General features: G+C 70.7%; 14 protein-coding genes and 1 pseudogene. 6 read left to right on the forward strand and 9 right to left on the reverse strand.

Features of this window, described 5'->3' with window-relative positions; genetic code table 11:
• From VGR06_RS36300 to VGR06_RS36315, 4 genes and pseudogenes are all read left to right on the forward strand, one after another.
• A pseudogene (locus tag VGR06_RS36300) lies at positions 1–950 on the forward strand (MFS transporter); the annotation flags it as partial.
• Entirely contained in the window at positions 947–1,366 is a 420-nt protein-coding gene (locus VGR06_RS36305) for an SgcJ/EcaC family oxidoreductase (protein WP_327563743.1), read from the forward strand. The pseudogene VGR06_RS36300 and the gene VGR06_RS36305, both read left to right, overlap by 4 nt.
• 132 nt (positions 1,367–1,498) lie before the next feature.
• Positions 1,499–2,323 (forward strand): oxygenase MpaB family protein, encoded by an 825-nt coding sequence (locus VGR06_RS36310; RefSeq protein ID WP_327563744.1) that lies wholly within the window; start codon positions 1,499–1,501, stop codon positions 2,321–2,323.
• A gap of 10 nt (positions 2,324–2,333) precedes the next feature.
• Entirely contained in the window at positions 2,334–2,954 is a 621-nt protein-coding gene (locus tag VGR06_RS36315) for a TetR family transcriptional regulator (RefSeq protein ID WP_327563745.1), read from the forward strand.
• A gap of 97 nt (positions 2,955–3,051) precedes the next feature.
• On the opposite strand, the gene VGR06_RS36320 is transcribed toward VGR06_RS36315, so the two are convergent.
• From VGR06_RS36320 to VGR06_RS36330, 3 genes are all read right to left on the reverse strand, one after another.
• Positions 3,052–3,720, reverse strand: coding sequence for a response regulator transcription factor (locus tag VGR06_RS36320; protein WP_327563746.1), 669 nt, complete (start codon positions 3,718–3,720; stop codon positions 3,052–3,054).
• Positions 3,717–4,286, reverse strand: a complete 570-nt coding sequence (locus VGR06_RS36325; RefSeq protein WP_327563747.1) for a sensor histidine kinase — start codon at positions 4,284–4,286, stop codon at positions 3,717–3,719. Before VGR06_RS36325 ends, VGR06_RS36320 begins: the two co-directional genes overlap by 4 nt.
• 77 nt (positions 4,287–4,363) lie before the next feature.
• Positions 4,364–4,990 carry a TetR/AcrR family transcriptional regulator gene (locus VGR06_RS36330; protein WP_327563748.1) on the reverse strand — a complete coding sequence of 209 codons (627 nt, stop codon included), beginning with the start codon at positions 4,988–4,990 and terminating at the stop codon, positions 4,364–4,366.
• On the opposite strand from VGR06_RS36330, the gene VGR06_RS36335 reads away from it, so the two are divergent.
• Entirely contained in the window at positions 4,989–5,279 is a 291-nt protein-coding gene (locus VGR06_RS36335) for a helix-turn-helix transcriptional regulator (protein WP_327563749.1), read from the forward strand. The genes VGR06_RS36330 and VGR06_RS36335 overlap by 2 nt on opposite strands.
• Positions 5,280–5,282: 3 nt before the next feature.
• Here VGR06_RS36335 and VGR06_RS36340 read toward each other — a convergent pair whose 3' ends face one another.
• From VGR06_RS36340 to VGR06_RS36355, 4 genes are all read right to left on the reverse strand, one after another.
• Positions 5,283–6,182: a hypothetical protein gene (locus tag VGR06_RS36340; protein WP_327563750.1), complete on the reverse strand. Its 900-nt coding sequence runs from the start codon at positions 6,180–6,182 to the stop codon at positions 5,283–5,285.
• A gap of 103 nt (positions 6,183–6,285) precedes the next feature.
• On the reverse strand, positions 6,286–6,888 hold the full coding sequence (locus tag VGR06_RS36345; RefSeq protein WP_327563751.1) for a pyridoxamine 5'-phosphate oxidase family protein: 603 nt from the start codon (positions 6,886–6,888) through the stop codon (positions 6,286–6,288).
• Positions 6,889–6,970: 82 nt separating this feature from the next.
• Entirely contained in the window at positions 6,971–7,279 is a 309-nt protein-coding gene (locus VGR06_RS36350; RefSeq protein WP_327563752.1) for an antibiotic biosynthesis monooxygenase, read from the reverse strand.
• A gap of 8 nt (positions 7,280–7,287) precedes the next feature.
• Positions 7,288–8,154, reverse strand: a complete 867-nt coding sequence (locus VGR06_RS36355; protein WP_327563753.1) for an SCO6745 family protein — start codon at positions 8,152–8,154, stop codon at positions 7,288–7,290.
• Between the two features lie 120 nt (positions 8,155–8,274).
• Here VGR06_RS36355 and VGR06_RS36360 point away from each other — a divergent pair, with 120 nt between their 5' ends.
• Positions 8,275–10,845 (forward strand): bifunctional FO biosynthesis protein CofGH, encoded by a 2,571-nt coding sequence (locus VGR06_RS36360; RefSeq protein WP_327563754.1) that lies wholly within the window; start codon positions 8,275–8,277, stop codon positions 10,843–10,845.
• Here the strand turns inward: VGR06_RS36360 and VGR06_RS36365 are convergent.
• Positions 10,842–11,762, reverse strand: coding sequence for an ROK family protein (locus VGR06_RS36365; protein ID WP_327563755.1), 921 nt, complete (start codon positions 11,760–11,762; stop codon positions 10,842–10,844). The two genes, VGR06_RS36360 and VGR06_RS36365, sit on opposite strands and share 4 nt — an antisense overlap.
• A gap of 145 nt (positions 11,763–11,907) precedes the next feature.
• The gene (locus tag VGR06_RS36370; RefSeq protein WP_327563756.1) at positions 11,908–12,984 is read right to left on the reverse strand and encodes a DUF222 domain-containing protein; all 1,077 of its coding nucleotides are present in this window, start codon (positions 12,982–12,984) and stop codon (positions 11,908–11,910) included.
• Positions 12,985–13,271 lie beyond the last annotated feature (287 nt).

Consider the following 13,271-nt stretch of genomic DNA (forward strand, 5'->3'; position numbering starts at 1 on the left):
GCGCGACCTGGCGGCCGGCGTTTCTGGTCAACGTGCCGATCGGGCCCCTGCTGATCATCCTGGTACCCCGGTTGGTTCCGGCCGACGAACCGAGGGCCACAAGGCGGCTGGACTTCGCCGGGCTCGCGGTCGCCACCTCGGCGGTGTTCCTGTTCGTGCTGCCACTCGTCCTGGGCCGCGAACTGGGCTGGCCGGTCTGGTGCTTCCTGTGCATGGCACTCGGACTGCTGCTTGCCGCGGCCTTCGTCCCGCTCGAGCGCCAGGTCGCCGCGCGGGGCGGCGACCCGCTGCTCAACTTCGCGGTACTGCGCGCTCCGGGCATCGGCTCCGGCATCAGCACGTTGACCTGCATGCAGATCGCCTATGGCGGCTTCCTGTTCGTGTTCACGCTGCACCTGGAGGCCGGGCTGGGTGACGGGGCGCTGCGTGCCGGCCTGACCTACATCCCGATGTCGGCCACGTTCGGGCTGCTGGGGTTCTACTGGCGGAAGCTGCCCGCGCGCCTACACCACGTCCTGGGGCCGGTCGGGCTGGCCCTGTGCACCGTGGGCTACCTGGGCATTGCCGTGGCCATGCGGTCCGGCGGCCAGGGCGCCCCGCTCATGTGGGCCGCGCTGGTCGTCACCGGCGCCGGGTTCGGCTTGTCCGCCGCGCCGGTGCTGACCCAGGCGCTGCTCCGGGTGCCCTTGGCCCGGGCCGCGGACGCCAGCGGCGTGCTGACCACGACCGTCCAACTCAACCAGGTCATCGGTGTCGCGCTGTTCGGCACCCTGTTCCTGTCTGTCGCGGACGGCGCCGCCGCAGGCACCCGGGCGCAGGCTTCCGCCGCGGCGCTGTCCACGACCGGCGTCTGGCTCGCCCTGCTGGCCCTGCTCGGCGTCGCGGCCGGAATCGCGTTGTCCCGCACCGTGCACAACGCACACTCCCAAGGAGAGAAAGGAAGTTCATGACCACGACCAACGACGCCTCGACCTGGACCGGCGAGGAGGCGCGGGTGCGCGGGGTGCTCGACGGCACCTACGCGGCGTGGGCGGCCAATGACGCCGACGCCTTCGCCACGTACTACACCGAGGACGCCTCGATCGTGCTGGCCGTCCCGCCCACGTTCAACCAGGGCCGGGAAACCATCCGCGCGCACATGGCCGCCGCGTTCGCAGGTCCGCTCAAGGGATCCCGGCCGGTGGACACGCCGCAGACCGTGCGCCTTCTCGGCGAGGACACGGCGATCGTGGTGAGCGAGGGAGGCATCCTGCTGCCCGGTGAGTCCGAGCTTCCCGCCGAGCGCAAACGCCGCGCCACCTGGGTCCTGTCCAAGACCAGTGGCGACTGGCTCGTCGCGGCCTATCACAACTCTCCGGTGGGCTGATCGGATCAGCCGGGCGAGGAGGCCGGCCGTTATGGGCACCCGGGGCGGTCCCCGGGTGCCCATACCGCGCGTGCCACCGCGATCATGTGGAATGTGATACAAAGAGGCGTGAGTGTCTCATCGGTTCAGCGAGTGAGCACGACGCCCGGGCCGGGGTCGATGCACTGGCGGTACGGCGGCGAGGTGCGGGGGTATCTGCTGCTGGTGAAGGCGGGGTTGCTGCAGTTGATGCTGCCCGGGCTGGGTGCCGGGGTGGAGCAGCACTCGGACTTCTTCAACGAGCCGTGGGAGCGGGTGCTGCGGTCGGTGCCGGAGATTCAGGGGACCACGTTCGACTGGCCGCGGGGGGAGGAGACGGCGCGGAGGATCCGGGACTTCCACACCGGGATCAAGGGGGTGGACGGGAAGGGGAGGCGGTACCACGCGCTGGACCCGGAGGTGTACTTCTGGGCGCACGCCACGATTTTCGACGCCTTGTATCACATGATCGAGCTGTTCGACCATCCGATGACGGCGGTGGAGAAGGAGCGGCTCTACGCCGAGGGGTGTGCGATCTACCGGGCCTACGGGGTGAGCGACCGGGTCGTGCCGCCGGACTGGCCGAGCTTCCGGGCCTACTTCGACCGGGTGTGCCGGGAGGAACTGGAGATCACGCCGGCGGCCCGCGGGCTGATCGAGTTCGCCAAGGAGCCGCCGGCGACGTTCCCGCTGGTGCCGGCGCCGCTCTACCGGCTGCTGCGCAAGCGCACCGCGCGGCCGCTGTGGTGGATCGGGGTGGGCACGCTGCCGCCGGTGATCCGGGAGCGGATCGGCGAGCGCTGGACCACCCGTGACGAGCGCCGGTTCGCCCGCTTCGGCTCCCTCGTCCGGCACACGGCGCCGCTCCTGCCGAACCGCCTGCGCTACACGGCCCGGGCCCGCGCGGGTTTCCGCCGCACGGGAACCGGCCCGACGTAGGCTCAGGTTCGTGACCGACGCGGGTGCGTTGCTGGACCGGGTACTCAGCGAGACCGGAACCGATCGGGTCGCCGAGACGATTCTGGACGCCGCGCTCGAGGAGTTCCTGGCCTACGGGCTGCGCCGGACCAACGTCGACGTGGTGGCCCGGCGGGCCGGGGTGTCCCGGGCGACCCTGTACCGGCGCTTCGACGGGAAGGACGCGCTGGTCCAGGCCGTGCTGGTGCGGGAGTGCCGGCGGTTCTTCACCAGCATCGTGGCGGCCACCGGCGACCTGCCGACCGTGGAGGAGCGGCTGATCGAGGGCTTCGTGGTCGGAGTGCGCTATGCCCGCCGCGACCCGCTGCTGAACCGGCTGCTGGCCAGCGACCCCGAGGCGTTGCTGCCTTATCTCACCGTGAGCGGCGGCCTGGTCGTCGCGGTGGCTCGGGATTTCCTTGTGCAGCAGGGAGAAGAGCTGCACGGCGGGTTGCCGCGGGTGGCCGGGCGGGAGCCGGCCGGGGTGGCCGAACTGTTCGTGCGGCTGGCCATCTCGTTCACGCTGACACCGGAAAGCGCCATCCCACTGGACACCGACGACGCCGTGCGCGCGTTCGCCCGGAACTACCTGGCCGCGCTCATGCGACTCTAAGGAAACGGAGGGAGTTGTCGATCTCGGCTCGGCGTGGCGAGGCTGGTGTGGCCAAAGGGATCAGTGGGATCAATGAGGCAATGGGCGATAGCCACACCTAGTTGATTGACCGGCCGGTGGTGCCGCGGATTTCCTGGCGCATCCGGGTGGCGTAGACGGCGGCTTCGGTGCGGCGGTCGAAACCGAGCTTGTGCAGCATCGTGGAGACGTAGTTCTTCACGGTCTTCTCGGCCAGGTAGAGCTGCGCGGCGATCTGGCGGTTGGTCAGGCCCTGCGCGATCAGGTCGAGGATCTTGCGCTCCTGCGGGGAGAGCGAGCGGTAGCGCGGATCCTCGGTGCGGCCGTTGCGCAGGCGGTTGAGCACGGTCGCGGTGACGCCGGCGTCGAGCAGCGAGCCGCCGGCGCCGAGGGTGCGCACCGCGGACACGATGTCGTTGCCGGTCACCTGCTTGATCATGTAGCCGGCGGCCCCGGCCATGATCGCGCCGAACAGCGCCTCGTCGTCGGAGTACGAGGTGAGCATGAGGCACGCGGGTGGCGGCGTGGTGGCCGAGCGGATGTCGCGGCAGACGGTCACGCCGTCGCCGTCGGGCAGCCGCACGTCGAGGATCGCCACCTGCGGGCGCGCGACGGGAATGGTGGCGATCGCCTGGGCTGCGGTGGACGCCTCGCCGACCACCTGGATGTCCGGCTCCACCTCCAGCACCTGCCGGATGCCCCTGCGGACGATCTCGTGATCGTCCACCACGAAAACCGAGATGGTCACGGACTGGCCTCCACCGGCTCGGCCCCTGTCGTTGCACGTTCCCCGATGTTCACCCCGAGCGGCACCGCCCAGAGCACCCCGGTCCCGCCGTCCCCGGGCGGGTAGACGCGGCAGTGGCCGAGCATCTCGGCCGCCCGCCGGGTGATCCCGGCCAGCCCGCCGTGCTGGACCCGTTGCTCTGGTGGGATTCCCCGGCCGTCGTCCTCGACCAGCAACTCCAACCGGTTCGCGGCCACGGTCACGTTCACCCAGACCCGCCGCGCCGCCGCGTGTCTGACCACATTGGACAGTGTGGCGCGCAGTGTGGCGATGAGCTCGAGCTGGATGTCCGGCGGCACGCGGGAGTCCAACGGGCCTTCGAGCCGCACGGTCGGCTCGAACCCCCGCACCTGAGCCGACCGGGCCGGCTCACACTCCTGCCGGTTGAGCGCCTGCAGCCCGAGGCCGATCGCGAACAGCCGCTGGATCACCAGGTCGTGCAGGCCGCGGGCGATGCGGTCGCGCTCGTCGAAAACGGCGCGGTCGATCAGCTCGCGGACATCCACATCCTGGTCACCGCTCGGCACTGGCAGCTCCCAACCGTCCCGCCCGATCCCGGCCCCACCGTGAGATCGCCAACCACACTCTCCGTGATACACACCCGCTAATTGCTCACCGCGGGTGATAACGCGGCCTCGACAAGTAGGCGCAGATCCGCCTTTGCCCGCTGCCACCGCGCCTCCAACTCCGCCCTGTCGGACATGGACACGCCGAGCAAGAGAATGCCACGCACCGTGTCGAGGGCGGTGTACATGATATGCCGGAACCGTGGATCCGCCGCGTACTCACCGAACGCGGCTTTGGCGAACTCCAACAGCGAGGTCCGGGCTGCCGGCTCCACTAATGTGAGTTGTTTGCGCAGCTCCGGGTCGGTGCGCGCAGCCACCCACATTTCGATCGTAGCGTACTGGATCGGACCCTTGTGGACCTCCCACATCAGCTCCAGCGCCGCGTCGATGGGGTCTTCCGCCTGCCGGACCGACTCGATCTTGTCGAAGGCCAGCTCGGTGCGCTTGGCCGCGAGGTGCCGCACGGCCGCGGCGACCAGGTCGGCGCGGGTGGGGAAGTGGTGCACCTGCGCTCCGCGGGTCACCCCGGCGAGCTCGGTGACCTTGGTCGTCGTGGTGCCGGCGTAGCCGTAGCGGACCAGGCACTCCACCGTGGCGTCCAGCAGACGCTTGCGCATGGCGGCGCTGCGCTCCTGCTGGGTGCGTCCGGTCTTCGACGGCATGCCGATCAGTCTATTGATCCGTGCAGGTCTGCACCGAACTGTGCCGGCCGAGCGGGGGCGGGGCGCGCCGCCCCCGCTCGCGGTCAGCATCGCGCGCCCGCGGGTTGTTCCGGCATGGGGAAAATCCCTACTTGCCACGGGGATGTGCCGGGGGAGGACCAACGGCCAGATCGCCCGCCGGCTCGGGGTTACCGCGAAGACCGTGGAGAAGCACCTCGGCAGCACGATGTCCAAGCTCGGCGTGCGGTCCCGCGCCGCGGTCGCCGGCCTGGCCGGCTGGACCACGTGACGGTCATCTACGCACCGGCCGCAGCAGGCCGTACAGCGCGACCGCACCGGCCATGATCACCGCAGCCAGGCCGGCGGTGGAGGTCAGCGTGCCCAGGGCCGGGGCGGCCAGCGGGGAGACATGGGTGGCGGACTCGACCAGGACCGAGGCGGTCAGCAGGCCATAGCCGGCGACGCCGAGCTGAACGACGCGCAGCCGGCGGTGCTCGGGCCAGCGGGTGAATGTCAGCAGCCAGGCCAGGCCCGGGATCACCAGGATGGCGTGCATGGCGACGGCGTGCGCGGGCTTGAGGAAGCCGGCCGTGGTGTAGGCGAGTTGCGGGTCGTCCCGGGCCGCGGTGCCGGTGGCGATCATGGCGGCGCCGATGGCCATGGCGGCCAGGAGCACCACGAAACCGAAGCGCAGGGCCAGTTTCATGCTCGGCCGGGCGTCGGCGACCGCGCGGAACGCGGTGACCGTCCAGATCGCGACGGTGGCGACGATGACGAAGCCGCCGGCGGCCAGGGTCGCGGTGATCACCGTGTCCGGGCCGGTTTCGAAGTTGAAGTGGGACGGCACGCCGCGCCAGGCCTGCGTGGTCACCAGCGTCACCTCGGTGATCGAGGCGGCGGTGAACGCGCCGAGCACCCCGGCCCGGGTGCGCGGCCGCAGGTGCAGGAAGCTCGTGGCCCAGGTGACCGAGGCCAGGGTCAGGCCGAAGGACAGCCCGAACGTGGTGGGCTTGCGCAGGGACAGCGGGCCGGTCCAGGTCCCGCCGGAGATCACCAGCACGGCGAGGTGCGCCAGGCCGCTGGCGAACAGCACCGCCGCGACGACGTAGGCGACCCGCTCCGTGGTCTGGCCGCCGGTCCACGACCGCCGCAGCGACCGGGTGATCGAGCCGAGCTGCTCCTTGATCGACATTGGGTCTCACCTCCGGCTCTTAGCCTGGCCGGAGGGTGGTTTCGTGTCGTCGGCTTCGGACCGGCTTTGACGTTACGCGCTGCTCGGTACGGGTGCGCGCGGGCTACGCCTCCGGGCGTACCGGCTCGGGGCGCGGCGGCAGGGGGAGCGGCAGCGCCGGCAGCCCGTCGATGCTCGCCGGGTTGTACTCCTTGACCTCGCAGTACGCGGCGAACTCCGCCTCGCTCTTCTGCCCGAAATACCGCGCGTGAGTGTCTCGCTCCCCGACGTATTCCATGAACGGCACCGCGTACCCGCACGAGTCGCTGATTCGCTGCGCGGTCACCACGATGATCGCCCGCAGCCCCGGCCCGTCGACGCCCGGGTCGAAACGGGTCAGCAACTCGCTGAACCGTGGATCATCCCGGTACACCGGCTCTCCGGTCCCGTGCACCCGGAGAACCTTGGGCGGCCTGGTGAACGCGCACCACATCAACGTGATCCGCCCGTTCTCCCGCAGGTGCGCCATCGTCTCGGCGTGACTCCCGCCGAAGTCCAGGTACGCCACCGTCTTCTCGTCGAGCACGGCCAGCGTCCCGGCCCGCCCCTTCGGCGAGAGGTTGATGTGCCCGTCCCCGCCCAGCGGCGCCGTCGCCACGAAGAACATCTTCTGCTCCTCGATGAACTCCCGCAGCCGCCCGTCGATCCCCTCGTACACCTTGCCCATACGCGCATTATTCGGTGTGTTGGCCGCTCACGTCGCCATGTTTGCCCGTGGCGTCGCTGTGTTGGCTCGTGGCGTCGCCGTGTTATGACCTGCTTACTGGGAGGTCAAGGGCGACCTCGTGGTGCGTTACCCGCTCGTCCCAGTGGGTGAGGGCGGCGCGGGCGGTGTCTTCGAGGACGGCGAGCTCGTAGTCGTCGCCGGCGAAGGCGCGGACGGCGTCGAGGGTGGTGAAGTAGGTGATCGAGGTGAACAGCACCTCGTCGCCGTCGGGGCGGCTGAGCAGGCGGGCGCCGCGGAAACCGGCCACCTGGCCGAGATGCGCGGCGACGTCGGTCTCGTAGTGGCGGCGATAGTCGTCGGCGGTCTCGGATGTGGCCCAGCCGCGCCACATGCGGGCGATCATGACTTGGTGAAGTTCCGGCCGGCGAAGATGTCGTCGGGGAACGCGCCGGCGGCGACGACCTGGCGGGCGAGCGGCAGGGCGACGTCGTGCAGGCGATTGGCCTTGTCCGGGCCGAGCAGCGACCAGGGGCGCTCGGCGAGGCGGTTGGTGGCGTCCTCGAGGTCGCGGCGCAGGGCGGTGCCGCGCTCGGTGAGCCGGCCGCTCGCGTCGATCAGCCCGGCGTCCCGGGTCCGTTGCACGGCTTCGGCCCACTGGTCCTCGGACCAGCCGCGCAGCAGCTTGGCCGCCGGCTCGACGAACCCCGCACCGGTCGCGGTGTGCGTGACGAGCGCGGTCGGGCCGTCCAGCCCGCGGCTGACCAGGACCGCCACGTGCCCGTCGCCGCGGAACTCCCGCAGCAGGGTGGCCGCGTGCCAGAGCGCCAGGTGCGGCTCGTCCGGCCACGGCGCCTCGGCGTGCGCGGCGTACATCGGCCGCCCGGCCGGGAAGCACCCCTCGGCCGCCGCGCGGGCCAGGTTCGCGGCCTCGGCCAGCTCCGGCGAGCCGATGATCTCCGGCCCGAGCAGCCGGCGCAGCGCCGCCTCGGCGGCCGCGAACCGGCCGGCCACGATGTCCGCGGGGCTGGCCAGCGTCCACGCCCGCGGCACGAAGCGGCCGATCAGCTCGGGGTTGAACGTGTAGAACACCCCGGAGACGGCGCCGAGCGAGACCGCGCCGAGCGGCGCCACCCGGCTGGCCAGCGCGCACATCCGGCCGGGTCGCAGGCCCATGCCGGTCAGCACCTCCTGGAGCTCCGGCGCGAAATGGATCATGGCGTGCAGCGGCTCGAGGACTCGGTGGCAGCGCTCGGCGATGGGACGCATGAGCTGACCTTACGGAATGACCAGGGCCGTTGGGGAGTTGGTGATCGAGCGACGGGGCTCACAGGGCAGGGTGTCCGGGCCGGTGGCTAGGTTGTGGGGGACGGGGCAGGAGGGCCGATCGTGACCGAGGGTTTCGTGCCGACCGAGGCGGCGATCCGCCGCGCGCTGCGGCGGGCGCGGGACGGGGTGTCGCTGGATCCGGTCGAGGCAGAGGTGCTGCTGCACGCCCAGGGTTCGCAGCGCGACCAGCTTTTCGAGGCGGCGGCCAGGGTGCGGGACGCCGGCCTGGCCGCGGCCGGCCGCCCCGGCGTGATCACGTACTCGCGCAAGGTTTTCATCCCGCTCACCCGGCTGTGCCGGGACCGCTGCCACTACTGCACGTTCGTCACGGTGCCGCACAAGCTGCCGGCCGCGTACCTGAGCCCGGACGAGGTGCTGGAGATCGCCCGGCAGGGCGCGGCGATGGGGTGCAAGGAGGCGCTGTTCACGCTGGGCGACCGCCCGGAGGAGCGCTGGCCGGCGGCCCGGAAGTGGCTGGACGAGGCCGGGTACGCGGACACGCTGTCCTACGTGCGGGCCATGGCGATCCGGGTGCTGGAGGAGACCGGGCTGCTGCCGCACCTCAACCCCGGGGTGCTGAGCTGGACCGAGCTGCAGCGGCTCAAGCCGGTGGCGCCGTCGATGGGCATGATGCTGGAGACCACGGCGCGGCGGCTGTGGTCGGAGCCCGGCGGGCCGCACTTCGGCTCGCCGGACAAGGAGCCTGCGGTGCGGCTGCGGGTGCTGGAGGACGCGGGCCGCACCGCGATCCCGTTCACCACCGGCATCCTCATCGGCATCGGCGAGACGCTGGCCGAGCGGGTGGACGCGCTGTTCGCGATCCGCCGGGTGGCCCGGGAGTACGGCGGCATCCAGGAAGTGATCGTGCAGAACTTCCGGGCCAAGCCGGACACCGCGATGCGCGCCATGCCGGACGCCGAGGCCGGTGAGCTGGCCGCGACGGTGGCCGTGGCGCGGCTGGTGCTCGGGCCGAAGATGCGCGTGCAGGCGCCGCCGAACCTGATCGGCGACGAGTTCGAGTTGTTGCTGCGGGCCGGAATCGACGACTGGGGCGGGGTGTCGCCGCTGACTCCGGACCACGTCAACCCGGAGCGACCGTGGCCGCAGATCGACGCGCTGGCCTCGCGCACGGCCGGTGCGGGGTTCACGCTCGCCGAGCGGTTGACGATCTATCCGGAGTACGTCAAGCGCGGAGAACCCTGGCTGGACCCCAGGTTGCACGCGCATGTGTCCACATTGGCCGATCCGGAGACCGGCCTCGCGGTGGCCGGCCGGGTTCCGGTGGGCCGGCCGTGGCAGGAGCCGGAGGTGTTGCTCACCGGCTCGGGCCGCACGGATCTGTTCGCATCCATCGACATCTCCGGACGCAGCGCCGACCGCCGGGACGACTTCGACTCCGTATACGGCGACTGGGAGGAGGTGCGGGCCCGAGTGGGAAAGCAACGTCACGTTGCGTCCCATACGAGGGCGGAGTTCCGGGCTGCGCTCGGGCACGCTGAAAGTGACCCGAGTGGACTGTCTGATTCGGACGCTCTGGTTCTGCTTTCCGCGCAGCCGGGCGACGAGATCGACGCGCTTGCCGCGCTCGCCGACGACGTGCGCCGGGATGCCGTCGGTGACACCGTGACCTACGTGGTCACCCGGAACATCAACTTCACCAACGTCTGCTACACCGGTTGCCGCTTCTGCGCCTTCGCCCAGCGCCGCACCGACGCCGACGCCTACACCCTGTCCCTGGAGCAGGTCGGCCAGCGCGCCGAGCAGGCGTGGAGCGTCGGCGCCACCGAGGTGTGCATGCAGGGCGGCATCCACCCGGACCTGCCCGGCACCGCCTACTTCGACATCGCCGCCGAGGTCAAGCGCCGCGCCCCCGGCCTGCATGTGCACGCGTTCTCCCCGATGGAGGTGGTGAACGGCGCGAGCCGCACCGGACTGTCCATTGCGGACTGGCTGCGCGCGGCCCAGGCGGCCGGAGTCGACTCGCTGCCCGGCACCGCCGCGGAGATCCTCGACGACGACGTCCGCTGGGTGCTGACGAAGGGCAAGCTGCCCACCGCCACCTGGATCGACGTGGTCACCACCGCGCACTCCCTCGGCATCCCCACCACCTCCACGATGATGTACGGCCACGTCGACAACCCGCCCCACTGGGTCGCCCACCTCAAGCTCATCGCCGAGCTGCAGGCCCGCACCGGCGGCTTCACCGAGTTCGTGCTGCTTCCCTTCGTGCACACCAACGCCCCGCTCTACCTCGCCGGCATCGCCCGGCCCGGCCCCACCCCGCTGGAGAACCGTGCGGTGCACGCCCTCGCCCGGCTGCTCCTCCACGGCAAAATCGCCAACATCCAGACCAGCTGGGTCAAACTCGGCGACCACGGCGTGGTGGACGTGCTCCGCGGCGGCGTCAACGACCTCGGCGGCACCCTCATGGAGGAAACGATCAGCCGCATGGCCGGCTCCGAGAACGGCAGCTACAAAACCATCGCCGACCTCGAAGCCCTCGCCCACGCCGCCGGCCGCCCCGCCCGGGCGCGCACCACCACCTACGGCGAGGTCCCCGCCGAACGCCTCACCACCGCCCGCGCCCACGACGGAGTCTGGCGCCCCAACCTGCTCCCCGTCGTCGGCTAACTGACCCCCGCTTCTCGCACCGCACGCCACGCCAGCAGCCCGGCCCCGGTGCAGCCGGCGTTGTCCCCCAGCGCCGCCGGCACGATCTCCGGCCGCCGGTGAAACGTCAACCGCCCGGCAACCTCCTCCCGCAACGGCGCGAACAGCGCTTCCCCCGACTCGGCCAACCCGCCCCCGATCACAATGACCTCGGGCCCCAGCAACGCCGACGCCATGGTGAGCGCCGTCGCCAGCGCGCCTACGGCGTCGTCCCACACCTTCCGAGCCACCGGATCGCCGCCGGCCATCCGGCCGGCCACCTCATGCGCCCCCCGCACCGCCTCCCCGGTCTTCTCCCCGTACCGCCGCGCAATCGCCGACGCCGATGCCAGCGTCTCCAAACACCCCCGCGCCCCACACCCACACACCGTCCCGTGTGGATCGACCACGGCATGCCCGATCTCCCCGGCGAACCCGCCCGCCGTCAGCTCGTGCCCATCCACCATGAACGCCGCCGCGATCCCCGTCCCCACCGGCATGAACATGGCATTCCGCACCCCGACCGCCGCCCCGACGGTGAACTCGGCCAGCCCCCCGGTCCGCACATCGTGCCCGATCCTCAGTGGAAGCTTGGTGTGCTCCGCCAACCGCTCCCGTAGTGGTACGTCCCGCCAGCCAAGGTTCGCGGTGAACCTGACGATGCCCTGGTCGCCGTCCACGATTCCCGGAACGCACACGCCGATCCCGGTGACGGTGTTGTTCTGGGTCGCCGCGAGGTTGGACAGTTCGTCGGCTACCTCGGCGAGCTGATGCACGTCGACGATGCCGTCGGTGCGCCTGGTCGGGACCCTGATCGTGTGCACGGTGGCGAGGTCGGAGTCCACAAGGGCCGCTTTGATGGCGGTTCCACCAAGATCGATGGCGACCACGAGGTCCATGGGGGTCCTTCCGCTGTACTCCGGCTTGGGATCGATCCTGCACCATCGGGGTGTGGCTGGGGTGCTGGGTGGACCGTCCCGGCTTTGTCAGGGCTGCTCCCGCTTCCCCAGCGTCTCCTGGTTCCGCTGCCCTCAGCTATCACCATCATGATGCGACATAACAGTATCGGCGGTCTCTCACCTCCGAATTGGTTGACAGCGCCTCGTGGCGCACGCCGGGGTAGGCGCACCCTTTGTCGCGGGCGATGAGGGCTTTGCGTTGGGCGGGTTTGACCAGTCGGCGGGTGCGGCCGACGTCGAGGGGGACGGAGTCGCTGTTGGGCACGATGGGGATGAGGTCGGCGTCGCAGCTCAGGCGTCGGGCGGCGGAGGGGCACAGCGGGGTGCCGCTGTCCAGGGTGGCGGTGCCGACGGCGTCGGTGAGGACGTTGAGGTTGAGGTGTACGTTGAGGTGCGGCTTCTGCCCGCCCTGTTTGGGCAACCCATCCGACTTGGCCGCCAGGTGCACGACGTCGCACAGCGCGTCGCCCTGCCGCTCCGGCAGCGAGCGCGGATCCGGGGAACCATCCGGTTGCTTCTGGGGTTTGGTCAGCGGCCCGAACATCGCTTCGAGCTCGTCGGCGGTTTCGGCGTCCATCTGCCCGCGGTATTTGGCTCCGCCGTTGCGGGTGCGGGTGTAGTGGAAGGTGTTGGTCGGTTCGGCTTGTTCGGGTTCGAGTGTGGGGTTGGCGGGGTCCTGGTTGATGTGGGCCAGCAGGGTTTGGCCGTGCTTGGCGACCATGTGGGGGCTGCACACGCGGGCGGTGTCGGTCAGCGTGGTCTCCACCAGGTCGCGGTGCTCATAGCCGGCCCAGTTCGGGACTTCTTTCACGACCTTGGCGATGGCGTCCACGTGTTTGGGGTCCAGCGCGCCCTCGTGCAGGGCTTCGCGGACCTTGGGGAGTTTGGCGGGTGCGGTGTAGCCGATCGGGGTGACCGTCTCGGCCACGAGTTCGGCTTGGGAGACCATGCGGGTGGCGTCGTTGCGGGCGATGTGCAAAACCTCGGCCAGCAGTACCGGTAGGGTGGAGTAGCCGGCGTATTGCGCGGTTTGGGCGTGTTCCAATTCGGAGATCTTATCCAGCATCAATGCGTAGTCGCGGCGCATGCGAAGGGCGATCTCCTTGAGTGCGGCGAGGTGTGCCCCTCCGCTGAGAGTGTTGAGATCGAGCTCTTTCCGCACAGCTCTATTCTACCTGGATACCGCACTATTTCTGGGTGCACTAACGGGTGAAATTGTGTACCCCGGCGTCCTCGGGTTCGGGGGCGGCGCGCGGGTGGGGGGCAGGGCGTCCGCCCTGCCCGCGCGAAGCGCGCCCGTGGGGTCGCAGAGGCTCCGGGGTCAAGGGTCGCGGCCGACTTCTGCCGAACTGCGCACGTCGAGGCGTCTGGCCGCGATCGGCGAAGCCGACGCCGCAGGCGCCCTTGAGGCCGGAGGGGCGACCCCGCACAATGCGCGCCGCCCCCGAA

Source organism: Actinophytocola sp., assembly GCF_036002505.1.
Classification (GTDB): domain Bacteria; phylum Actinomycetota; class Actinomycetes; order Mycobacteriales; family Pseudonocardiaceae; genus DASYTH01.